General features: G+C 31.7%; 19 protein-coding genes. 2 read left to right on the forward strand and 17 right to left on the reverse strand.

Annotated elements, in window-relative coordinates; translation table 11 throughout:
- Positions 1–211: 211 nt before the first annotated feature.
- From bsdtb5_RS17905 to bsdtb5_RS17920, 4 genes are all read right to left on the reverse strand, one after another.
- Positions 212–2,539 carry a diguanylate cyclase gene (locus bsdtb5_RS17905; protein ID WP_271713327.1) on the reverse strand — a complete coding sequence of 776 codons (2,328 nt, stop codon included), beginning with the start codon at positions 2,537–2,539 and terminating at the stop codon, positions 212–214.
- Positions 2,540–2,562: 23 nt separating this feature from the next.
- A complete protein-coding gene (locus tag bsdtb5_RS17910) occupies positions 2,563–4,170 on the reverse strand; it encodes a putative bifunctional diguanylate cyclase/phosphodiesterase (protein WP_271713328.1) in 1,608 nt (535 codons plus the stop codon).
- 222 nt (positions 4,171–4,392) lie between these two features.
- Positions 4,393–5,256 carry a hypothetical protein gene (locus bsdtb5_RS17915; protein ID WP_271713329.1) on the reverse strand — a complete coding sequence of 288 codons (864 nt, stop codon included), beginning with the start codon at positions 5,254–5,256 and terminating at the stop codon, positions 4,393–4,395.
- Between the two features lie 34 nt (positions 5,257–5,290).
- Positions 5,291–5,443 (reverse strand): hypothetical protein, encoded by a 153-nt coding sequence (locus bsdtb5_RS17920; RefSeq protein ID WP_271713330.1) that lies wholly within the window; start codon positions 5,441–5,443, stop codon positions 5,291–5,293.
- Positions 5,444–5,885: 442 nt separating this feature from the next.
- On the opposite strand from bsdtb5_RS17920, the gene bsdtb5_RS17925 reads away from it, so the two are divergent.
- Positions 5,886–7,928 carry a methyl-accepting chemotaxis protein gene (locus tag bsdtb5_RS17925; protein ID WP_271713331.1) on the forward strand — a complete coding sequence of 681 codons (2,043 nt, stop codon included), beginning with the start codon at positions 5,886–5,888 and terminating at the stop codon, positions 7,926–7,928.
- Between the two features lie 77 nt (positions 7,929–8,005).
- Positions 8,006–8,386 carry a DUF6483 family protein gene (locus tag bsdtb5_RS17930; protein ID WP_271713332.1) on the forward strand — a complete coding sequence of 127 codons (381 nt, stop codon included), beginning with the start codon at positions 8,006–8,008 and terminating at the stop codon, positions 8,384–8,386.
- A gap of 149 nt (positions 8,387–8,535) precedes the next feature.
- Here the strand turns inward: bsdtb5_RS17930 and bsdtb5_RS17935 are convergent, their stop codons facing one another.
- The 13 genes from bsdtb5_RS17935 to bsdtb5_RS17995 form a co-directional block, all read right to left on the reverse strand.
- Positions 8,536–9,702 (reverse strand): Coenzyme F420 hydrogenase/dehydrogenase, beta subunit C-terminal domain, encoded by a 1,167-nt coding sequence (locus bsdtb5_RS17935; protein ID WP_271713333.1) that lies wholly within the window; start codon positions 9,700–9,702, stop codon positions 8,536–8,538.
- A 14-nt stretch (positions 9,703–9,716) separates the two neighbouring features.
- Complete coding sequence (locus bsdtb5_RS17940; protein WP_271713334.1) at positions 9,717–10,928, reverse strand: polysaccharide pyruvyl transferase family protein; 1,212 nt, start codon at positions 10,926–10,928, stop codon at positions 9,717–9,719.
- Positions 10,929–10,978: 50 nt separating this feature from the next.
- Entirely contained in the window at positions 10,979–12,370 is a 1,392-nt protein-coding gene (locus bsdtb5_RS17945; protein ID WP_271713335.1) for a lipopolysaccharide biosynthesis protein, read from the reverse strand.
- 23 nt (positions 12,371–12,393) lie between these two features.
- A complete protein-coding gene (locus bsdtb5_RS17950) occupies positions 12,394–13,674 on the reverse strand; it encodes an O-antigen ligase family protein (RefSeq protein WP_271713336.1) in 1,281 nt (426 codons plus the stop codon).
- A gap of 14 nt (positions 13,675–13,688) precedes the next feature.
- Positions 13,689–15,002 (reverse strand): glycosyltransferase WbsX family protein, encoded by a 1,314-nt coding sequence (locus tag bsdtb5_RS17955; RefSeq protein ID WP_271713337.1) that lies wholly within the window; start codon positions 15,000–15,002, stop codon positions 13,689–13,691.
- A gap of 32 nt (positions 15,003–15,034) precedes the next feature.
- Entirely contained in the window at positions 15,035–16,057 is a 1,023-nt protein-coding gene (locus tag bsdtb5_RS17960; RefSeq protein ID WP_271713338.1) for a glycosyltransferase, read from the reverse strand.
- A gap of 32 nt (positions 16,058–16,089) precedes the next feature.
- The gene (locus tag bsdtb5_RS17965) at positions 16,090–17,442 is read right to left on the reverse strand and encodes a glycosyltransferase (protein ID WP_271713339.1); all 1,353 of its coding nucleotides are present in this window, start codon (positions 17,440–17,442) and stop codon (positions 16,090–16,092) included.
- Between the two features lie 18 nt (positions 17,443–17,460).
- Positions 17,461–18,702 (reverse strand): beta 1-4 rhamnosyltransferase Cps2T, encoded by a 1,242-nt coding sequence (cps2T, locus tag bsdtb5_RS17970; protein WP_271713340.1) that lies wholly within the window; start codon positions 18,700–18,702, stop codon positions 17,461–17,463.
- 88 nt (positions 18,703–18,790) lie between these two features.
- On the reverse strand, positions 18,791–19,534 hold the full coding sequence (locus tag bsdtb5_RS17975) for a CpsB/CapC family capsule biosynthesis tyrosine phosphatase (protein WP_271713341.1): 744 nt from the start codon (positions 19,532–19,534) through the stop codon (positions 18,791–18,793).
- Positions 19,535–19,693: 159 nt separating this feature from the next.
- Entirely contained in the window at positions 19,694–20,527 is an 834-nt protein-coding gene (locus bsdtb5_RS17980) for a hypothetical protein (RefSeq protein WP_271713342.1), read from the reverse strand.
- A complete protein-coding gene (locus tag bsdtb5_RS17985) occupies positions 20,520–21,149 on the reverse strand; it encodes a class D sortase (protein WP_271713343.1) in 630 nt (209 codons plus the stop codon). Before bsdtb5_RS17985 ends, bsdtb5_RS17980 begins: the two co-directional genes overlap by 8 nt.
- Positions 21,150–21,174: 25 nt before the next feature.
- The gene (locus tag bsdtb5_RS17990; protein WP_271713344.1) at positions 21,175–21,909 is read right to left on the reverse strand and encodes a hypothetical protein; all 735 of its coding nucleotides are present in this window, start codon (positions 21,907–21,909) and stop codon (positions 21,175–21,177) included.
- Between the two features lie 113 nt (positions 21,910–22,022).
- On the reverse strand, positions 22,023–23,411 hold the full coding sequence (locus bsdtb5_RS17995) for an Ig-like domain-containing protein (protein WP_271713345.1): 1,389 nt from the start codon (positions 23,409–23,411) through the stop codon (positions 22,023–22,025).
- Positions 23,412–24,167 lie beyond the last annotated feature (756 nt).

The raw sequence follows: 24,167 nt of genomic DNA on the forward strand, positions 1-24,167 counted from the left end.
CTTTTTCTATCCTTTATCTTGCATGTGTTAACAAATATTCCAATCCTAATGATAACCTTTTCACTTTGGTTTGTTTAACAATATCATTATAGGGAATGACGTAGGGTAACGGTCAAGTAATATTTTTAAATAACTTGTTTAAGACGTTTCTAAATGAAAAGTTAATTTAAAAATGCCTTTATAGAAGACTAACTTCTACAAAGGCATTTTTTTAGCTTATTTTTTTTTCTTTCACTTGGTTCTTCTGAATCATCTTAATAAATATTTCAGTAAGTTCAGGGTCGAATTTCTTACCTGATTCATTTCTTATTTTCTCTAATACTTCACTGATATCCTCGGATTTACTCAGTTTCGAATCCGTTACCCATTTTTGATATTTTTCTGTAATGGCTATAATCCTAGATACTAGAGGAATTTCTTCTCCCTTTAATCCCTTTGGATAACCCGTACCATCCCACCTTTCATGATGACTGTATACACCATTCGCAAGATCAAGCGTCTCATCAAAAAGATTCAGAATTCGATATCCTACTACGGAATGTTGTTGTAATTCTCGTATTTCACTTTCTGTAAGTTCTTCCTTTTCTAAGATATCCTTACAGACTATAATCTTACCGATGTCATGATAATAACCTGCATCTTTTATTTTTTTAACTTCATTATCCGACAGTCCTAATTCGATTCCCATTTTCTCACATAATGAGCTTACTCCTTCGGAATGAATCTGTATCTCGGGATTCTTATGATGAAGAGATTCAAAAATAGATGTTAATGTTTCTACGGTAAAACTCTTACGTGTCAGAGTTTTTTCTTTATACATCTCATTCTCAGCATTTTCCATAGTATCCTTGATATTCTGTGATTCTACAACTTTCGTGTCATATCCTAAGGAAATACTACTTGTAATCTCGTTAATATTTATCTTAGTAATAGAATTCTTAATATTATTCATTATGCTCTTAGCATCCTCTGAGCTTGTATTTGGCAAGATCATAACAAATTCATCTCCACCAATTCTTGCAACAATGTCCTCCCCACGACTAGAATTCTTTAGAACATCTGCACATTCCTTAATCAGTAAATCTCCAGAAGAGTGGCCAAATATATCATTTGCTAACTTTAGTCCATTCACATCAGCAAAGATTAAGGATAATGGTAATTTTTCTGTTTTATCATAGTTCTTCAACGTTTCTTCAAAATATCCTCGATTAATTAATCCAGTCAACGAATCATGATTGCTAAGATATCTGATCTTTTCTAGATTCTTCTTACGCTCACTAATATCCATAAAGGTAATAACTGCACCCACAATTTCCCCATTGATAAATTGAGGATGGGAATAGAACTCCACATCAAAACTTGTACCATTTTTCTTTTTAAACACATCTTGTTTACAATAAGACTGATTATTCTCCCAATAGACTTTCGCTTTTTCATATTCATCATTAATTATATCATCATTATTACTACCATAAATTAATCTATGCATATGCATTCCTAATAACTCTTCTTGGCTTTCATATCCTAATAATTCAATACAACTCCTGTTACAAAACGTACACTTACCATTAACATCGATTCCATAGATTGCTTCTGCTGTTGAATCAAGAATGAGCTGTAGTTGATTTTTACGTACTACTAATTCACTATTTATTACCTCTAACTCAGAAGTTCTATCACTAACCGTATCCTCAAGACCGTTCACTAACCATGAGATTGTATTTGCCATTTGATTAAATGTATCAGAAAGACATCCAATTTCATCATCGCGAACTGTTCTGACTCTATTATCTAGGTCCCCCCTTGAGAATTGTTCGACCACTTCTTTCAGATTATCTAACGGCCTAAATAGTTTCTTAATCATATAATAATGAACTACAAGTGATACGATAACTACAAATATCACAAAAATAACAATCCATTTTATACTTTCCTCAATAATTGTACTTAGATAATTCAAAGGAATTGCAGTAACAATGACCCACTTCCTGGCACCATTATTATATTCTTTAAAATCAAAACAAAGTTTTCCTTTATCAGAACGAATTATAAAATTATTTTTTGTGGAATTTAGATATTTAATATAAGCATAATAAAATACCGTATTCTCTAAGTCATTTATACTCTTACTCTCTCTCATACTCTTTTCAGAAAATGATGTTGCGATTAATCCCCCAGATGCTTTATCAACAATAAATGCATAACCCTCTTGTTCTTCAACACTCCTTTCTAGAATTAATTCAACATTATTATGTAGTTCTATATCTTTACCTTCACTGTAATCTTGTTGTTTCATCTTACCAAGCAGTGAAGCTCCTAATTGACCCGAAGTTGGAATTCCATCTGAATAGACTAATTTACTTGTAATACGATTTGTTGTATCAATCGTGATATTTTTTAAAGCATCACAAATTGTTCCATTCCAATTCGATATAAAAGTGCAGCTAATTACTATTGCAATGGTTATAACTAAAATAGTAAAGTATAAAATAATCAGGCCTTTTATTGATAAATTCTTTCTTCTCACTTTCTTTAACATATTCTCTCACCTTCTAAAACACTTCAATCTAGCGTTTCATGTACCATTGAAATCTCTGATAATAACAACTTTTCTATTTCAATTGCAGGAATTGGCTTGCAATAGTAATAACCCTGACCTATGTCACACTGATATTTTTTTAAAAATTCTAATTGTTCAATTGTTTCTACACCTTCTGCAATAACACTTAAATTCATATCATGTGCTAATCGAATAATTGTTTGATAGATTAGGGATTCATCCTCCTTATTCTTTATTTTATTTAGAAATTCATAATCTATCTTTAGTATATCAAACGGTAATAGGTTTAAATAATTGAGCGACGAATAACCACTACCGAAATCATCAATTGCAATTGATATCCCATATTCTTTTAGCTTCTGTAAATGAATCTTGGCTTTATCTAGTTCCATCATAACTGCTGTTTCTGTAACTTCTACCTCAATCTCTCCAGGCTGAATCTTTAATTCATCTAGTATATTACAGATATTCTCAAATACCTTCGTATTTGTTATCACGCAACCCGACATATTAATGGCTATTTTCACTGAAGGTAATCCTTTTTTATCCCATTCCCTTTTTTGTTCGATTGCTGTTTTTAACGTCCATTCACTAAGTTCTACTATATATCCAGTCTTCTCTGCGATCGAAATAAATTCAATTGGTGGAATAAATCCTTTGGTTGGATGATTCCAACGAATAAGTGCCTCTAGTCCGAATAATTCACCAGTTCTTATGTCATATTGAGGTTGAAAATATAGTAACAATTCCTTGTTCGGAAGTGCTTCTCTTAATCGATTGCTTAATTGTATAAACTTTATACTATTGAGATGCATGCAATTTTCAAAGATTGTAAACCCGTCTTTCCCCTTTGCTTTCTGTTCAAACATAGCAATTTCTGCTCTTTGCATTAATGTCTTAAATTCAGTTCCATGCTCCCCATATAGTGAAGCTCCCATACTTACAGTAATAAAAAATTGATTTTCTTCTATTTCCCATTGACCACGAATCTTTTTTAGAAGATAATCTAATTGCTCACACAGAGTTCTTGTTTCCTCTACTCCTTTTATAAGAATTGCAAATTCATTTCCTATAATCTTAGCTACGATTCCTCCTTTCGACTCGAATTGGTATGCTGATATATCCATAGCAAATTCCTTTATAAAATTATCTGAGGTTTCATATCCCATGATGTCATTCAAATGTTTAAAATTATCAATATCTAAGATTATTACAGCATATTTCTGATTATGCCTTGCTGCCTTTAGGGCTTCTTGTTCAAGATATGCACGGTTAGGCAGACCAGTTAGTCTATCATAATAGGTAAGCGACTGAAAAGATCTTCGAATGATATAGCAGAATATAGCTGCTGTTACAATAACATAGAACCATCCTTTATAGAGTTGCATTTGCTTTAATACTTGAATATCCTTTGTAAATATTAACAGTACTTTATCAGAAACAGTAATCCACAATGCACCTGTTAAAAGATAGATTAAAGTAACCTTACAGGTTTCAAAATTAAGTCCTTTTGTACTCATAAAATTTCTTTGATTCTTTTTATATTTTCTATATCTCTTATAAAGCCTATTTTTTCTTCGTTTCTGGTTACGATTTTTCGAATCATTCATCTATTACTACGCCTTTCTAGTATTGAGTTTTGTATCTTATATTTATCTTACTTTCATTTCCTCTTTATGTCAAGTATTGTCGAATAATGTAAGCTGGTAGTTATTTCAGTATTTTCCTTTTGAATATCTAATAACCAGTTAATTGTGTTTTTACCAATAAAAAATACGTGTAAATGTTTTCTATTCAACATTTACACGTATTGATTGAATTTTAATTAATATTTACACTACTCTATTTATAGATGTTGTGAATTTGTTGTTCTTCTCACCTAGTGCATCCATAACTCCATTCCATTTTTCGGACAGGTTTTTAATCTCCGTAGCAAGATCCTTACTTCGTGACCCTCCATTTGTAATAATCGTCTTGTAGATATTATCAATCTGACTCTTCACTTTACTGGAATCTTGTACATCTACTCCGTTATAAAGCTGAGTAAATTGCCTCATAGATGATTGAAAATCATCCATTCCGCCATTAACGGTATCTAACATATCTTTTCCTTTTTGCTTCCAACCAAGGTTAACAAGGTTAGAATCGTTTGTACCTATCATCTGCTCTGCAAATATTTTTTCAAAATTCACAAAATGATTGGATAATTGATTCGTCATATCATCAACATAAGAATTAAACTTATCTCTATATTCCTCTGGAACTAATCTTTCAGAAATATACTTGAATTCCAGATTCGTCTGAGCAATTCTAAGGCCATATGTATCGCTTTGGCACTGGGTATTACTTAAGGTATCTGTTGCTGCATTTATTGCACTCTTAAGAGTCGTTGTCTGTTCTTTGCTTAGACCCTTCATGTGATTAAGAAAATATTCAAAATCACTAGTATCCGTATTCCCAGTATCATCATTTACCTTAACTTTAAATTGCTCCTCTTCTGTCTCTGTTGATGTCGTTAGAATATTGATATCATTAACTTTCTCAATTGCACCTTTCATAGCATCACTGGTTAGATCTGTTATTGTTTTGGCATAAGATGTTTTCTCTCTATCAAGCTTATGATAGGACGCCTGGTATAGGTTCTTCTGATGCTCTGTGCCTAATGATTGGCTATTACTTACGCTACTAATGGACATATTATCCCTCCTTTATATACATTTATATAAAGGGTTATCGGCATATTTTGGTAAATGTTGAGCATTTTATACTATTTATTAGATAAACTATAGTTTTATAGATAAAATTATTTTGATTTTCCTTATTATCATAATAATAAAATATTACTTCTACTTCAAATCCATCATAATATTTTTCGTTAATCATATTTGCTCCCTCCCCTACCACCTTGGTTGTATATTACAGTTTAATACAGTTGAGATAAACACTTGAACTATGTTAAAATGATTACAACTATAGTTTATCTACTTTAATAGTATTCTTAATGAATTCTATTTACAAAAGAAGGGGCGTAATCATGAGAAGAGAAGGGGAACAAGTAGCTGTGGGGAAACTACGAAAGAGGAATTCAGTTAAAATTGTTGATAACGCAAATTTCACCGTATTATTACAAAACCTTTGAAATTATTGTAAACTCAGTATATAATAGGAAGGTTCCTTGTGAGTATTTTATCATCGCCTTATATCAAGATTATGAAAAACAACTAGGAACTGCTTTAAGTAAGCTTATGTTAGAACGAGTACAAATAATAAGCTCTATTACAATAAGTACGCTTAATGAATATTATTTACAAATGAAGGAGTAAACATGAGAACAAAAGGTAAACAAGAAACTGTAGGAAAAATCAAAAAAAGGAGTTCTGTTGAATTTAAGATTTTATTTGTACCACTAATCATTATATTTATAGTGATCTTGGCAATAACTATTTTTGCTATGAAGATTAGTCGAGACAGTTTGATTCAGCAAATGAAAACGGATGGTTCGAATTTAGCTGAGCAAATAAAATCTCAAGTAGCGATCAATATCAAGACAACGGATTCCATTGATCAATCAATCGCAGACAAAATTAAAACAACTGGATCATTTATCCTAAATAATGCTAATAAAGTTGATAATCAATATTTAACTAAAGTTGCAAAACAATTTAATTTAGATGAAGTTAACTATATTGATAAAGAAGGTAACATTATCTTTTCCAATATAAGTACAAGTGTGGGATCCTCTTTTGACAATAAACATATCGCTTACCCTGTTATAAGTGGAGATAAGAGTTTCTTGGTGGAAAACATTAGACAGAGCAGAGAAACTGGTGATTATTACAAATATGGTTACGTAGGAAAAAAAGGAATTGCGACGGTTCAGATTGGTATTATATCTAATTCAACACAGGATCTATATAATGAGATTGCACTTCAAACTATAATGGATAATTTGGCTAAACATAAAAATATCAATTATGCAGTATTTATTGACAATAACTTAGTTCTAACCGCAAATAGTGATAAATCCAGTATAGGTGATAAAGTACATGACTATGGAAGCAAACGTGCGGCAGTAGAAGGGAAAAAATATTCATCCATATTTAATGATGAAGGAACGCAAGTATATGATGTGTTAACTCCTGTCTTTGATGGAAATAAATTATTAGGTGCTATAGATATCGGTCTTTCTATGAAAACTGTGAACGATACTTTTATACATATGCTCATTATTATTATTATAGTTGCTATCATAGCTTTCATTGTTGCATCTATGATACTTATTAGGATATCAAAGGGGATAACTAATCCTTTGAAAAAGCTTGTATTTGTCTCTGGGAAAATTGCACAAGGTGATTTAAGAGATTCGATTGAAATAAAACGCAAAGATGAAATTGGAGCATTATGTGATAGTTTTAATGTAATGAAAGATTACTTAAAAGATACCATGAAAACGATAAAGACTGGTTCTCTTGAAGTTAGTAATATGTCCTCTAATCTAAGCTTGAATGCAACACAAATGACTGTAACAACTGGTGAGGTTACAAATGCCGTGCAAGAAGTTGCCAAAGGTGCGGAGCAACAAGCTAGTGATTTGGTCCAAATATCTGATCATGTATTCAAATTAGCAGCTGAATTAGACAACATATATGATAAAATCAATGGTGTTAAAGAAAGCTCAACTTTGACAGAAGAAAAAGCCATCATTGGAAAACAGCAAATTGATATTTTATTAACATCAATAGAGAAAATTAAGTATTCCTTCCAAGAACAAGCGGCTAAAATTAATAGTCTTAATTCTAGTATGTCAGAAGTTAGTATTATTACAAATGTTATTAACGATATTTCTAATCGAACCAATCTTCTCGCTCTTAACGCTGCAATAGAAGCCGCAAGAGCTGGTGAAGCTGGAAGAGGATTTGTTGTTGTATCCGAGCAAGTCAGAGAATTATCCGAACAGACGAAGAATGCTACAAATGAGATACAAGGATTAGTTGAGTCAATTAGTGATGAGACTAAGAGTGTACTAGACAATTCTGCTATTGTAACTGATATGGTTGATCATCAATCAACTACTGCTCAAAGTGCCAAGACAGCGTTTGATGATCTATTAAGTTCCTTATCTAATATTGGACCTTTTGTAACGGAAACATATATGTCATTACAGACAACAATGGAATCTAAGAATATAATTGTTGATAATGTAGATAGTATAACTTCAGTGGCAGAAGAAGTATCTGCATCATCACAAGAAATGGCTGCAGGTGCAGAAGAAACGTTAGCAAGTACAGAAGAAATAGCAGGCTATGCACATAAAATGGAAAGTATATCGAAAAAGCTGAATGATGAAATAAATAAATTTCAAATATAATGAAGTCCAAGAACCTTGAATATTCGTCCAGAAAATGATACTATAATTACCAAACCCTTGAAAGGATGCGAATAAATATGAGTTTAAAGAAAGACTATGCTTCAAGAAAAGTAAAAGATGTTATAGATTCCGTTTCCAAATTATATTTAGGAAAACAAGAGCCAGGTTACTTACCAAACGGTACTAACTTAGAGGAACTTGACCACCTATATAAGAAAATTATTCAGTTAGCTGATGAGGGAAATATCAACGAAGCTGAAAATGAGCTATACCAATTCTTAGATTTTGATGATGAAAACCTATTCGAATTAGCATTATCCTTCTATGTTCATATCAACGAATTTGACGAGGATTATTTGGAAGAACATGATTTCTCGAAAGATGAGATTCTGTATGGAACACAGAATATTGTTAGAAAATTTAAGGGATTAACGGATATTGATTTTTTGTTTAAGTAAGGATTAAGAAATTTGTATAATTGAATCTGACTTATCATTGCACAAAATAAATGTTCAAACAGAATAACTAGATAACATAAATCGTGACCCAATTAAGCATATTTATTGGGTCACGATTTATTATCCATTTTCTTTTCATTTATAATTTCTTATTGAATTTTACCTTTCAAAATACGCTTTACAGTTCCGGCAAACATACGTATATTTAACTTAAATGATAGTGACCTAGCATATGGTAATAATTTGATAATCGAATACCTAGGAATCTTTTTCCCCATAAGCTTCATTGCTAATATTCTTGAAAACATGGAACCTTTTCTCATTAGTTGACCTGGTTGGATTTTTTCTATAATTTTAGTGTCAGTTATATTCTCTAGCTGAACAATATGAGCACTTTGCATGTCCATCAATAATTTATTTCCTTTATTAGTCCTAGCAAAGATAACATTTCTGCCTTCTCTTTCTTCAAAGGATGGTTGATTATCTTCTAAGTACCATCCATCTCCACAACTGATGTCAGCTGCCTCTCCTACACCTTCCCAGCAAAAACGACAGATATCTTGAATATCTCTACCGAGTACTTTTCCCCAAGATTCCTCATACTCGACTGTTGCAATATTTCCTTCTATATCCACTCCAGATGTTTTCCCAGGCCAACCATTTCCTCTATAAATAAAAGATTGCAATGTATTTCGTTTCAATCCCATACGTTTTAACAATTTGTCATTAGCTTGAGTAGATGGAGTTCCTCCACAGAAAAAAGTTAATAAATATAAAATTGTACTATTCAATTCTTTACTTTTTTCTAGATAAGCACGTAAAACTCGTATATCGCACGGTTTTCCTATAACAGCATATTTCCTTCTGGTGTCGATATTATCTAATAACCCTTCTAACGATGCTGATGCTGTATATCGAGAGCCACAGCACTGTTTCACATCTTGGGAAGTAGAATTCCATACAACTTCTGTCTTCATCTGATCATGTTTTGATGTAGCTATTTGAACAACTTGATCTACTATTCTTTCATCCAATAAATAACATGCGATTGCTGTAAGTATGCCACCAGATGAGGCCTTTTTTCTAATTTGGGAATCAATAGCGTAACCATAATATATTCCCTCTAGCAAACCCCACATTCCGTTTTTTGTTTTAACTCCTACCTGATTACAATAGCAAATTGATGTATCAAAATTAGTTAAAAAAGATTTTTCACTTGGTCTATAATAGCCTTGCTCATTTATATTTCCATTTACAAAATGACTGCATAGACCACAACCACAACAGTATTTATACTCAATGCTTTTATTCTCCATTATATTTTCCTACTTTAATTTATGTTATTAAGTTCCATAACTTGCACCAATAACTCTTGATACTTAATTAGATTAGCATGATATATTTTTTCTGCATTTTTAATACCCTTTTTTAAATCCTCTAAATTATTCATATAATCCATAAATTGATCAATAGCACTATCAACCCCCATAGTAGTTTTTGCATCAATATAGTATGGATACCCAAGAGTATCAAATAATCCATTAAATTTACGGCTATATGCTACTGGTATTACTGGTACACAGCTTGAAGTCGCTCCTATTGTTGAATGCATTCTTGCACCTGAGAATAAATTCATTCCTGATATATAACTTTTAGCCTCCATGGCTGATCCAAATCTTCCTGGTAAAATTGTATCCGGAAAATTACTATGTAATTTTTCACAAACTGAGTAATCATCATCCACATTTTTATTATCATAAATAACATGTGGAACTAAATGTACTTGAACATTTTCCATTTCACAGAGCTTATCAATTAACTTGTCAATAAAATCTTTATATGAAAAAGACAATTTAAAATAATTGTCATGATTATATCCACCATTATATAAAAGTCCTGATACGTTTATTCCAATATTAAATTTATTATTATTGAAGTATTGTTTTGTAAAATGCAATGCAAATGCAACATCAATAACTTGATATGTTTTATTTTCAAAACCGAGTTTTTTACAACATTGATAGGAACTTTGATCACGGACAAAAATTACTTTCAACTTTTTTAGAGTATTCCTAGCTACAATTTCCCCTAATTTTGTATTAAAAGGTCCTATAGTTTGAGGTCCAAAAAAAGCACAAATCTGATTCAGCTTACATCCCAAAATAGGAATAGATTCAGCAAAAATACGCTTAATTCCATAATTATCTGTATATCCATCACCACCACATAAGTCAATAACGTAGTCACACTGTTCAAAAGCATGTGTAGCTTTTAAAATCCAAGGTCTTAACAACATATTCTTTGGTCTCGGATATGTTTTATATGAAAATTTATTCTTTGTAAACCCTTCAAGTGAAGTATAAGCTTCCAAATCTCTTTTTTCACCGGATTCAGCTAATATTACTACATATTCAACAGTAATATTATATTTTTCAAAAACTTCATCCATTAATTTCAAATTAGAAATAGCTAAAGCTGAACATCCTAGATTATAATCTCTAATTAAATGCGATATAAGTCCTATTTTCATATTCTTTATCATTCCTTTCTCTTCTTAATTAATCACCTCATATTTATATATTCTTACTCTACCTATCCTTTACTCCCACCAAGATAAAATTTAATAGTTCTACGTTCTATTAAAGCGATTGCACCAACAATAATAATCATAAGTATCCAACGCAAAATCCATTCTTCTAAAAACAAATAATAAAAAGTTGTTGAAATCAAAATAATAGCCAACGGACCAGCAAATATAATAAAAGGAAATAACCCTTCTTCCAATTTTTTAGAACGCCTTGCGTGTAAAGCCATTGCAAGCATATATGATATCAACGTTATATATGCAGCAGCAATATATCCAAACTTTGGGATAAATATGTAATTTAATATAATATTCACTGCTGCCGCAATTATTGTATAAAATGTAATTCCCATTGTTCTTTTATGAAAATGTTCGACATTAACATAAAATGTATACATAAATATAAAATAATTAGCTAAAACAATAGGAGGAATAATACTAATTCCTTCCCAATATATTGGTGCTGCTAAAAATTTAAGTAACTCTGGTCCAAGTAATATTAGCCCTACCATTGCGCAAGTCATAAGTTTAATATAATCACTTGCACATTTATTAATTTCCTGGGTGTTCTTTTCTTTGATTTTTATCATAAACCATGGAAGCCAAACCCCATCAAGCGCTGTTGTTAATACAGCTGATATCATACCAAAATTATAGACCAAACTATAAATTCCTGTCTGAGAGGCATTAGCTAACACCGTTATCATAGTTCTATCAGCTTGTGAAAGTATATTTAATGCAATACCGTGTAGTACTAAAGGAAGTGATATTCCAAGCCCATACTTAAGGTATTTTTTATTAATAGATGGTCTCTGTTTAGCATATGTTTTTGTAATAATAATTAACCCAAATATTAAATAGACAACCATCGTTGGAATAATACGACAAAAATACATATTATCTAAATCTAAATAATAAATAAAGGCAACTGAAAAAATTACAGCCAAAAAATTAGGTAATGCCATATATATAGAGCGCTGAATATATCTTAAATCCATCATTAAATACTGCTGATAATCCATCATTAAAGCGCTTGCTGCTCCTTGAAGCACTGCAAAAAGAACTATTACACTTCCTAATCCGGTGATTAATTTACTGAAAAAAAAAGTCAGTATCCCTACACCAACGCTAATAATTAGAGTAAACGTAATAACTGTATTCAAAAATTCCTTTTTATCTGATTTAAAATCTACAAATGCCGTTCGTATAGACATATATAATGCTAAACTAAGGACGACTGTTAAAATGTCCACCCAAGAATTAAATGTTGTAACAATTCCATAATCATTTGTGGATAACAATCTAGTAAAAATAGGCACCGTTAAAAAGGCAATTCCCTTATTAAAAAGTGTAGCAAATAAATATAAAATACTTGCCTTTTTTCCTTTACTCGCTGACATTATTAACTCTCCTACAAAAGTTTCTAGTGTGTCATTAAAACTTGACATTTATAACGACAAATACGATAATACGCAATTCCTAATGAGATTAACTCACAATGCAACCTCGTCAAATCTGTCTCCTGCACTCCAAATAAACACACATAATATAAAACCAGAATAACAAGGAGAACCCTTATATAGGTCAATTTATTTTCATTAGGCAATGAATATTTACGTTTTTTCCAGAAATATCTAACACTACCTACATAACTTAATATAAGTGCAATTAATCCAACCAAACCACATTGAAAATATATATATAAATAATTAACCTCAATAGATGTCTTAGTAAACCAATCTGTCAATTTATATGCAAACTCAGCTCCGACACCCTTACCAAAAATGTAGTTGCTTCCTACATCATTAATAACCCATTCATATAAATCAAATCGATTTCCAAATCCAATAATACCCGAACTACTAGCTTGACCTTTGAATCCGACTAATCTGCCTAAAGAAACAAAAAAATCACTTATAAATACATAACCTTCTACGCCAAATGTGTCCAAAGCTATTATTGCTCCTACTGCAACTAAAAAAATTATGCATAAATACTTTATTGCTTTTCGCTGTCCCATTAAAATAATCAAAATTAATTGGGTTGCAACAAAAAAGCAAATTGCTAATCTTGATATAGTTAAAAACATAGTAATAACAGCCAAAGAATATGCAAGTCTATACCATTTTTTCTTTTTCTTTTCTAATTTACTATTTAATCTGTAAAATGCAAGTAAGGCAGCAATTGCCTGATAAAAGCCAAAATTAATAGGATGACCGAAGGGACCTGAACATCTCAAAATACCATATCGTAAACTATCACTCCACCCTTTAAAAATGGATGCTTGAATCAAGTATGTATGTGAAAAACTCTCTATCAAACCTATTAAGCTTAAAAATATAGAAGCGATAATAATTAATTCTATAATACGATAAATGTCTTTCTCAGATGTTATTAATTGTATAAGAATTATACTGACAATTATCTCTGTTATAATCCATGCAAAACCTTTTAAAAAGTTAGCAGTTGAAATTGCTAAGATAGCATAGATAATTAAATACATCCAAAAAAAGAAATTGTATTTAAAAACAGGAAATATTTTTGAATTTCTGCTTCCTAAAATATATATTGTAACAATAAGAATGGAACAAATATTTACAAAACTGAATATTGATAAATAGTAGTTCATTGGAAGGATTGGATAAAACATCAAAAGAAAAAAAATGGCTGACTTGCACCTTGAATTTATTTTATTTTCAAACACAATTTCACCTCTCTTTATTTTTTATCGTTTAAAGCTTGATACGTCGCCTCCAAGTATGCATAACCATAAAAATCATCTGGCTCGATATACGCACCCTCTCCCCATTCATTCCACGCATTAATAAATATTAATTTATCCTCAAATTCTTCACGCTTTTTCATTCTACCTACAATGTCACTTAACCACTCTCTGTACAGTTCTGGTGTTGAACCATGGTAAACTGAACCACGAAAATTTCTGCGCGCTGTATTATCCCACATTGGCATTACTGCTGGAAAAACCTTTTTTTTCTGATTTATAGTTGAAATGTAACCTTTTTCTTTAACTGCATCTGCATAATCATATACAACTCCAGCAAAATCAGATCTAATAGGATTAACTTTTTTTGTTATATTTTTACAGTTCATATAGATTTGTTTTGGTTGAAACTCAGATTCAGCATCAAAACCAACTTTCATCCAATTGAATGTTATATCACGCTCCTGAACTGCAATTATGTATAAATCTATCTTCAATTCACTTATTGCTTTTTCCCGCCAATAACTTAAGACTTTTTCAGGTTCAGGTATAGAACTTGGCAAATAAACAGAAAGAACCGGCTTGCCATTTATACGATAATACCTTTCATCTTTCATATCTGAAATTACTGATTCAATAAACTGTTGGTAATTATCTACAGTTGAAGTAATTTTCATTAAGATATCATCATTAGTTCCTGAAAAACGCCTAGTCCAATTCTCATTTGCCCAACAATAAAAAAACTTCATATCTAAATCTTTATTTTCTAGAAATAGATTCAGAGGATAATCTAGAAGTCTTTCACCATTATCAAACCAGTAGTAATAGTAGCAAAAAGCTTCTATTCCATAATTTTGTGCCAATTCAATTTGACGTACAAAAGTATTCTTAGATTTCAGATCATAATAGCCTAATTCACCGGGCTTTCTTGGTTGATAATGCCCTACAAATTGTGGTACTGCTTGATTTACATTATTCCATTCAGTTGTTCCTTTACCCCACCATTCATCATTGTACATATTTTGATGAAACTGTGTTAGATAATATGCAACCAGATGAATATCTGTATCAATTTTTTTATGTTTGACATAAGGTGAATATTGATCAGACTTTTTTCCATATAGCCCAAAAACATATTTTACATACTCATTTATCAATTTAGAATCATTAGTAATTGTAATGTTTCCCTGCTCATCATATATTTTTTCTCTGTCTAATATTCTTTTAAACCTTTTCTGATAGATTCTATTTTTAAATGACTGGCTAATCGGTAATTTCCAAAATATTTTTTTAAATAATGCGTTCGCCATCACTAAAATTCCTCCGAATGTTATTATATTTTTTATAACAAAAGTAATCGTTCAATAAATCTAGTAAATGTATAATTATTTAAATAATATTCTCTATTATTCTTAAATTTTTCTTTTACTTCTTCATAGTTATCGTTAACATACTTTATAGTTTTAGATAGTTCTTGAGGGTTTTCAGATTCATAAAAAACTACTTGACTATCTGTTACATAATCCTCTACCGCTTTAATACGATTAACTAGAACTACCATATTTCTCTCAAGAGCCTCAAGTAATACTTGATGACCTGCAGATATTTCTGTTTCAACCAATGGAAGTACAACAAATTTAGCAGATTCCATTGCGCTTCCGAAGTTCTCCAAAACAACATCTTTTAATACCTCTATATGACTTATATTCTCATGTTGCAGAACAACAGGCCTTGTTGCAATGCATAAATTTAGTTGGACTTCCTCTCTAATTCGATTGTATGCTTCTATTAACGTATGGTAATCTCTATTACTACGTCCACCAGAAAAAATATAATTATTTGGTAATACTCCCGAGTATTTATCATGTGCTTCATAATCAATACCATATCGAACAAATTTAAAATTATTTACTTTAAAAATTTTTTCATAATAATTCACTTCATTTTTAGCATAAACCACAATATTATTAATATTATTAAGAAACTTTGAAACAAGTTTTTTTCGTATCGAATAATATAAATTGCTTTTCTTAGGTTCAAAAAGAAATCCAGCTAGTGTAATTGAAAATTTTCCTTTTTTATTTAGCATTCCGATAAAACTACCTACTATTGGATTTATACAAATTACTTTTGCGCTGTCGTTATTCTTATAAATTTTCACAGCATATCTAAATGATTTCCACCAATAGAGGATATGAAATAGAAACTCACCAACATATTTCCATTTACATACTTTACGACTCAAAGAATCTTCATACTCCGTATAATAAATTTTCACATTCTGTTGAGTAGTAAAGAGTTTCTTTAATTCTGGCTCTTTCTTTTTATAATCCATTTTGTCTAGAATCAATATTATTTGCTCCATAATTTATCCCTCTTTAATCCAAAATAGCAATCCTATAATAATCCCAAATATAAGCTATTATTCTCATTTAAAAACTGTTGCCATGTTTTAATCTTTGAATCTTTTTGAATGGCAAGTCTTAACTTTTTTAATTTATCTGGAGTTAATGAAAGTATTTCTTTTTTTAGTTCGTCTTTTGAACCAGCTTTTACAACAATTCCACCATCACCAATAATGTCCTTAGCCCCCACATGATCACTCACAATAACTGGTACTCCATAGCTAATCGCTTCTAAGACTGTAAAACCAAATGTTTCATACCAAATACTAAGAGCAACTAATACATCTGTCTCAGCCATAATAGAGCTGAGTTGATCGTATTGATATCCTTCCTCTTGAACCCTCATATAAGATGCAATATCAGGAACCGGACCAAACAATTTTAACTCAAAATTATGTTGTCCTGAATCCCACAAATCATCTAACGCCTGTTTCAGTATTAAAAATCCCTTAAATGGTTTAGCAGGCGCAAGACATGTGATTTTCAAAATCTCCCCTGGCTTCCATTCATTAACTTTACGATTGTCTGTAATGCCTTTATGTGTTATTGTCATAACTCTACTCTTTTTCGGAATAAAATATTTCTGATAAACCGACTCCGTAAGAATTGAATTGAAATGTATTAAATCTACACAAGAAAGCATTTTAATATAATAACTTCTTAATATTCTATAATTGCTAGCTATATCAATTGCATCTGTTTCATGTATTTCCATCAATGGAATAACCTCATTAGTAAAAAATTCTTTTCGATGCTGTATACGTAAGTACTTAATGAAAAAAGAGTTCTTTAAAATTCTATAAATTGGAGATTGCATTAATTGAATTTTCTTAATTGATAAAGCAAGATTGTTACACTGGATACAATCTTTACAACCATGATCATCTTCACATTGAACTCCATAACGATAAAGCGTTACCTTTGGACACAATCCAAAATAATCATGTGAAGTAAATATTATTCTAATTTTCAGTGCATTGGCAACTTCCAAAAATTCTTTATGTAACCCCATCAATGTATGAATATGTATTACATTTAGATTCAACTTTTCTAAGAATTCTATGTAAACTTCCAAACCACAAGATTTCATATATTCATCAAACTCGATTATTCCTTCATCTAACGGAACCGGAAGAGGATTAATAATCTCATAATTTTCAATGCCATTTACATTTTTCCTCTTCTTTATTGCAGTTTTCTTGAACAAAATACCCATCTGTCCAGGCCATAATGCTATTACTTTATGATTTTGTGAATACTGGGCTTGCATCAGATCAAATGCATATTTTGTTAAACCTCCCGTCCTATAGGGAGGAAATCCTAGAAAATAATGTAATATTCGCATTGATTATCACTCCTATTGTCACCTTACGCTATATAGAAATATATCTGCATATCTATTGCAAATAGACTGCCAGCTATATGCTTCTTCAATTCGTTTCTTTGCCTTTATTCCCATAGCCCTAATTTCTATTTCACTCATCTGATCTGCCCTATTAATCAGTTCAGCAAGATTGCCCTCATCTTTATTCCAATAAACAGCAGATTCTTCTGCCACTTCGCGGTTGAATCCAACATCCAATAATAAATTCAATTCTGTACAGCCTAGTGCTTCGAGCAGAGAAGGATTAGTGCCACCAACCTCATGACCATGAAAATAACCATAAGCATTTTCGCGAATTTTCATTAGCAGTTCCTGGTCATATACAGTACCAACAAACTTGATTCTCTTATCGCTTCTGAAATGAACTCTTCTTTCCAACTCATCTAAAAATTTATCATTAACGTTGGTTATAATGGCAAAATCACGTTTGCTCCTACTCTTCATGTACTCTCGAATCATAATTTCATAATTATTCTCTGGAACAAATCTACCAACAACGAGATAATATCCTTTTGCATTCAAGCCTTTCTTCTGGTACCAATCTAGTAGTTTTGGTTCATTATCATCAAATTGACTTTTTCTAGTTTCTGCACCATAAGCAATAAACGTGGTCTTCGGATCTGACCCTTTAATGCCTTTTCCATCATAGCACTCATGGATATACTTCTCGATACTCACTGAATCGCAAATAGCAAGGTCACAATGTTTCACCATCAATTGCTCGGATATTTTCCAATAACATCTAATTGGAGCACTCCACTTTGCTCTCATCCATTCGTGTCCATCTGGATTGAGATATATCTTGCCACCCAGTTTGTGAATTAAATAATAATAGTACCTCGCAACTGGTCCAATTCTACATGCCATGATATACACAATGGGATGCTTGATTTTCTTCTTCTTAATGTATTTGCAACATTCATGTAAAGCCAAAATATCGTAATAAATAGCCTGAGCAGGTCCAACATTCGGAATGTGTATCTTAAAGCAATGTGCATTATGATAAGAGAACTCTGTATCTGAGATTCTGGTGACCTCTGCCACTTTAGTTTCATCCATGCATCCATCTCCATTTGCCTTGCATGCCACATGATATTTAATTTTTTTATTATCTTGGTGATACTCAGTTAATTTATTTACGAAAGTCTCATAACCTCCATAGGCACCAAGACTTTTTGCACCAACTAAAAATACATGTTGTTCCTCTTTAACCTTAGGCATAATATTTCTCTCCATACTTTTTATATCATATTATTTTACCGTCTATTTTATAGTACTAGAATCCTAATATAACGCTTTGCCACACCCTTCAGCTCTCCACATACCTATTCCCCAAAAGCCTCTCTCCATTCAACACCGTCAATTTCTCCACGATTGCTGGGTCAATCTTCTTTCTTAGAACCCGAATGCTTCTTTCCATCTGTGGGGGTCTGGTCGTTAGGTTATGGCAATCACTTCCGAGGAAATGAACTAATTTCTTTTCGATTAAAGTTCTACAATAGGTAGCTCTGGCATCAAAGATTCCTCCTATGATGCTGCTACTGTTCATCTGTATGCATGCTCCTAGTTCAACTAATTCCTGGGCTCTGACATACTGCTTATATAGACATTCATATCGTTCTACATGGGCAATAATAGGGCGATATCTTGCTTCAATTAATCTACGGATTGCTTTATACATTTTTGAGAACTCAATCATGATATCGAATTCGACGAGAACATATGATGTATCTCCTAAGGTTAGTGCATTGCTACTCTTTAACTCTGAGACAACATCATCATGATAATAGATTTCATTTCCTAAGATAAGTTCTAGATCATCATACAGCTTCTTCGCTTCTTCTTTTACGGCCTCATAAGTATCTTGCACTCTTTGATTATCATATTTCATGTCTGGATGATTATGTGGTGTTGCTACTAACGTTCGAACTCCCTCTGAATAAGCAATTTTTAGCATTTCAATTGTTTCTTCCATGCTAGATGCCCCATCATCTACTCCCGGTAATATGTGGGAGTGTATATCTATGTACCCCTTATTATTCTTCTGTTGCATATTTTCCCTCTCACTCTCGCCCCATGTTATATCTCTGTCATTCTCTTATGACCTTATTTGCTCTAACTTATATTTATCTCTAACTCTATTTGTTATATATTAGGTACCACTAGAATTAAACTCTATCTTTCTATTATTTAACTATTTTCATTATTGTTCTTACTTCGCTGTCTTTTTTAACACCTTGATTCCTAGCAATATAAGAACTAATAAAAATATCTCAATATAGATTAAGATATTGTTCTGCATTCTACATTTCTGTATATAGGTATCTATAAAGGATTTATAGTATGCAGGTGTAATATCCATCCCCTTAAGTGGCTTATATAAGATGTTAGCTATTACAGATAAATAGATTGTTGCTATCATACTGTAAGCAAGAAAGCGAACTCCTTGATGTTTTAGCCGATACATTCTTACTAATACAACACTACACACTGCTAAGATTACTAATATGACTGGAATCGTAATTTTCAACCAATGAAATACCTTTGCTTGATATTGTTTATAATAATCAATAAATTTGAGTTCTATTTTATTCTCATATACAACTTTACATTCCTTTGCAAGTATATGAATACTATCCTTAAGCTGTTCTGTGATTGTTACATTCTGATCTGCTAGATACAAAGTTACTTGCTTTATCATTGCATCTTCAATATCATCTGAATGAATCTTTGCTTCTTTTCCTTGCAATGTTCTTTCTATGTACTTAACACTTTCCACAGTAATCTTTTCGGAGCTAATTACTTTAAGTAGAACTTCTTCTGGAATATCATGATTGGTTGCTATTTCTTTTATCCTTTCATTGATGTCCTTTGCAACCTTATCATAATATTTACTTTCGGTCAGACTATTGGTTATTACCTTTTGATCTCCAAAATTGAAATACATCATTACCGCACAGAATAGGCTGAACATGCTAATCGATAGGATAAATGTCATGAGTATGCTGATTATGTATCTTTTTTTTCTATATGAATCTCTAGTCATTGGTAGGCTCCTTTACAATGGTAGGACCATCTATTTTATCGCAGTAAACATAATACCTTTCTTGCCGATTCGTTATTATTTTCCCTATTGGATAGCAAGTATATAGAATCAACTGTTCGGTGTCAGCTTCTAAGTCATAAGCATTGTAATCATCTGCTTTGTGAATCTCCGCCTTTTTTACTTGGTAGGTATATTCTCCATAAGAGGTACGAATTGATATCTTATCATTTGCTTGTAATTGATCCAATGATTCAAAGAATGTTGTATCATGACCACCGATTAGTATACCTTTTCCTTCTCCCGGAAGATAGCTTCCTATATATTGGCCAACTCCTTTTTGAAGCTCTTTCTCAGAGTCTCCATAATAGATAGGTATAGCACTATCAAATCTATCACTAATAAGTTCCGCATACTGTATACCTATGTCAGGAATCTTCACTTCGCCTTGTTCTAAGTTTCCATCACTGGTATCACTCTGACTCACCATATCCTCACTATAATGATAGGTTGGGGAGCCTTTTACTATGGTATATTTGATATCTGCTAACACAATACTATGAATTGGTTTTCCTCCAATATATAAGATTCCGCTTGTTACTATTAATGTTAAAATTGGAATCAAAATATATCGAAGAACCTTTTTTTGTCTATGGTTCATTTTTCTTAGCGAAGTAATGTAATTTTAAAGCCATATAGATTAATGTAATTAACATAAAACCTAACATAATAATTGCTAATATCGTATTTTTCATATTGTACCCTGTATTCTTTATTGGTAATTGATCGTTATAGATTGATTTATCTTCTTTCTCTACTTCTAGCTTTGCTTCTCCTGCATTAGTCTTTAATCTTGCTGTATCTATGCTCTCATCACTGACCTTTGATTCACTCTCTTTAATACTGTCAATGAATAATCGGGATTCTTGATTATCTAACTTATCTTCTTCCTCACTGGTCGCCTCTTTATTCAAGGTTGTCCCACCAGCCGAATTGTTCTTGGATGAGGCTTTACTTGATGAAGCATCCCTACTCTTATTCTTTATATTCTTATTACTCTTTGAAGTATTTACTTGATCTGCTACGATGTAACCACTTGTTACTCCTTTTTCTACATTAGCATAGATTAGACTAATTGCTTTGGAGGCTTGCGCAGCCGTTAGGTTAATATCATCTCTCGATAGATAACTTCTTAATGTACTAAGGGACGCATTGGTGGCATGATATGTTTTACCTTTATAAGTAAAGCTTCCACTTGCTACAGAGATGATGGAGGCTTCATTTCCATTGATATTCCCTGCATAGACTGTTTTCTCCGAAAAATGATATAAAAGGAGAGCTATGACAAATAACATAACCATTCGGCATTTCTTTTGTTTACTCATATAACCCTCCGTTTACTCACTTCTAATTTTCATATAATTGTTTTTTGTATCACCATAATACCCCATATCATTTTGTTCGTAGTAAAGTTATGCTACCCTACTATAACAATAAATTATTCTTGCCAATACCAAAGCTCTACTAGGAATTTGGCTACATATGATTTGGATGCAATAATGGTATAACCATTCTTCTTATCTCGTAGTTCTAATATCTTTTTTCTGTTTCTTAAAACCTTAATATTGTCTACCTCTTTGTTAATCGTGCATTCAAAAATTGCATTATTTCTTACATAATTTATTTGATAATTATTTGCTTTCACTTTAATAGTCAGATCATAAACAACTTTATCTGCTCTTTTAACTTGAAGTATATACGCATTACCAGCTAATTTTATATTTTTAACTTCGTATTTTCCGTTATATTGCGTTTTGGGAGCATTCGATATGGTTACTATTTTTGTATCAGAACCTTGTTTTCCATCAAATGCTATGGTTACCCCACCTACGGTCTGTGATGGAAGATATCCTATGTTTATCCAGTTTTCAAGAAGATTAGCTACTTTATCAGCACTTGCTCTTAATAGATCAAAGTCTGATTTGGTAAAGTTGATATCACCTTTTCCTGAAAATAACTTAAAATCTTTTGATGTTCCTGGAACGTTATATACATAATTATCAGCATCAACTGTTGGCTCTGCTTTTACATATTTACCTGTTGGAGTAGGTGTTGGGGTTGGTGTTACTGTTGGAGATGGGGTTACTGTAGGTGGCGTTGTTGGCGCTGTTGTTGGTGCTGTTGTAGGTGCTGTAGTTGGTGTAGTTGTTGGAGTAGTTGTAGGCGCTGTCGTTGGCGTTGTCGTTGGAGTTGGGGTTGGGGTTGGTTTGTCACCTTTCTTAACAACGATCGTACAAGTATCTAACAATTTTGTATTCTCTACAGACTGTGCTGTTATGATTGCTTTTCCCTTTTTTAAAGCTTTAATTTCACCATTACTATTTACGGTTACTACTTGATTATTACTAGACGACCATTTTATATCTTGTCTAGCATTGTGTGGTAATATCTCAGCTACTAATAGATTTTCATTACCTTCTTTAAGAATCATATAGTGTTCATCTAAGAGTACTTTCCTAGGCTCTATGTCTTTAACTGCAATGATACATTTTGCATATACCTTTGTATCATACTTTGATGTTGCTGTAATAATCGCAATTCCTTTCTTGTTAGCTGTAACTACACCTTCTTGATTTACTGTAGCTACTTTCTCATTACTTGATTTCCAAGTAACTTCCGTACTTGCATTCTTTGGTTTTACTTTTTCTACTTTTAATGTATATTTCCCGTTAAGATCAACGGTTTTATAATTGGTGTTAAGTACTATTCTTTTTGGTGCTGTTTGAGTTGCAGCATTTACTGAAGCCTGCACTACGTATAAAGACGTAAATACTAATGCTAAAGTCAGAATGACTGAAACTAACTTAGTGAATTTGACTCTTTTCATCTTATTCCTCCACTTCATATTTTACAAATTTTACCTATTTATTGTATTCCATTTATTGTAAATTATCAACTGCTTAATTTATTATTATTAATAATAGATATTGAATTGGTATTTTTTGTTTGACTTTTTGGATAAGTTGACTAGACGTTTTATTCTTCTTCTATATACAATATTTTTACATTAAAAAAGTGGTACCTATTTCCCATAAGTACCACTCTACTTTCATTGCTAATTCTTATAATTATTTGCTTTCTGTTGCTTTCAAATTGTATCTCTATTCATACATTTCTATGCTTAACTTATCTCATTAGGTTAAAGATTCCCCACGCACCCAATGTAAAAACGGTAAATATAGAAGATATTCCATAACCTCCGTATATTAACTTTTGTAGTCTACTTTTATTTGCTCTTATTATTAAGATTATTTTTGCACTGGCTAACAGTATAAAAGCAGTTATTGCGTAATTCACCATAATATGAAAGCGTATTCTTTCGAAGCTCTCCCAAGAAAGAATATAACTTTGCTACTACCTAAATTTTTCGATTATGTAAAATGACCTGCTCCATATCTTTCCTGGCAATTTGTACAAAATCGAAAAAGCGAATGCGCCTTTGAAAATGTATTAGAAGTTCTTAGTCCCAGATAACTTTGTGTTATATCAGCAAACAGACCTGTTTGAGCGAAGCGAGTTGTCTGTTTACTGATATGTCTTACACAAAATAATCTGAGACTTAGAACTTCTTATACCTTCTCAA

Origin of the sequence: Anaeromicropila herbilytica (assembly GCF_016591975.1) — a bacterium.
Classification (GTDB): domain Bacteria; phylum Bacillota; class Clostridia; order Lachnospirales; family Lachnospiraceae; genus Anaeromicropila; species Anaeromicropila herbilytica.

Excerpts from the sequence above, each read along its gene's own strand:
- bsdtb5_RS17930 (WP_271713332.1), top strand. The coding sequence starts at position 8,006 with ATGAGTTTAAAGAAAGACTATGCTTCAAGAAAAGTAAAAGATGTTATA.
- bsdtb5_RS17975 (WP_271713341.1), bottom strand. The coding sequence starts at position 19,534 with ATGCAACAGAAGAATAATAAGGGGTACATAGATATACACTCCCACATA.
- bsdtb5_RS17960 (WP_271713338.1), bottom strand. The coding sequence starts at position 16,057 with ATGGAGCAAATAATATTGATTCTAGACAAAATGGATTATAAAAAGAAA.
- bsdtb5_RS17965 (WP_271713339.1), bottom strand. The coding sequence starts at position 17,442 with ATGCGAATATTACATTATTTTCTAGGATTTCCTCCCTATAGGACGGGA.
- bsdtb5_RS17920 (WP_271713330.1), bottom strand. The coding sequence starts at position 5,443 with ATGATTAACGAAAAATATTATGATGGATTTGAAGTAGAAGTAATATTT.
- bsdtb5_RS17980 (WP_271713342.1), bottom strand. The coding sequence starts at position 20,527 with ATGACTAGAGATTCATATAGAAAAAAAAGATACATAATCAGCATACTC.
- bsdtb5_RS17905 (WP_271713327.1), bottom strand. The coding sequence starts at position 2,539 with ATGTTAAAGAAAGTGAGAAGAAAGAATTTATCAATAAAAGGCCTGATT.
- bsdtb5_RS17995 (WP_271713345.1), bottom strand. The coding sequence starts at position 23,411 with ATGAAAAGAGTCAAATTCACTAAGTTAGTTTCAGTCATTCTGACTTTA.
- bsdtb5_RS17945 (WP_271713335.1), bottom strand. The coding sequence starts at position 12,370 with ATGTCAGCGAGTAAAGGAAAAAAGGCAAGTATTTTATATTTATTTGCT.
- cps2T (WP_271713340.1), bottom strand. The coding sequence starts at position 18,702 with ATGCCTAAGGTTAAAGAGGAACAACATGTATTTTTAGTTGGTGCAAAA.
- bsdtb5_RS17925 (WP_271713331.1), top strand. The coding sequence starts at position 5,886 with ATGAGAACAAAAGGTAAACAAGAAACTGTAGGAAAAATCAAAAAAAGG.
- bsdtb5_RS17990 (WP_271713344.1), bottom strand. The coding sequence starts at position 21,909 with ATGAGTAAACAAAAGAAATGCCGAATGGTTATGTTATTTGTCATAGCT.
- bsdtb5_RS17910 (WP_271713328.1), bottom strand. The coding sequence starts at position 4,170 with ATGAATGATTCGAAAAATCGTAACCAGAAACGAAGAAAAAATAGGCTT.
- bsdtb5_RS17955 (WP_271713337.1), bottom strand. The coding sequence starts at position 15,002 with ATGGCGAACGCATTATTTAAAAAAATATTTTGGAAATTACCGATTAGC.
- bsdtb5_RS17915 (WP_271713329.1), bottom strand. The coding sequence starts at position 5,256 with ATGTCCATTAGTAGCGTAAGTAATAGCCAATCATTAGGCACAGAGCAT.
- bsdtb5_RS17935 (WP_271713333.1), bottom strand. The coding sequence starts at position 9,702 with ATGGAGAATAAAAGCATTGAGTATAAATACTGTTGTGGTTGTGGTCTA.
- bsdtb5_RS17940 (WP_271713334.1), bottom strand. The coding sequence starts at position 10,928 with ATGATAAAGAATATGAAAATAGGACTTATATCGCATTTAATTAGAGAT.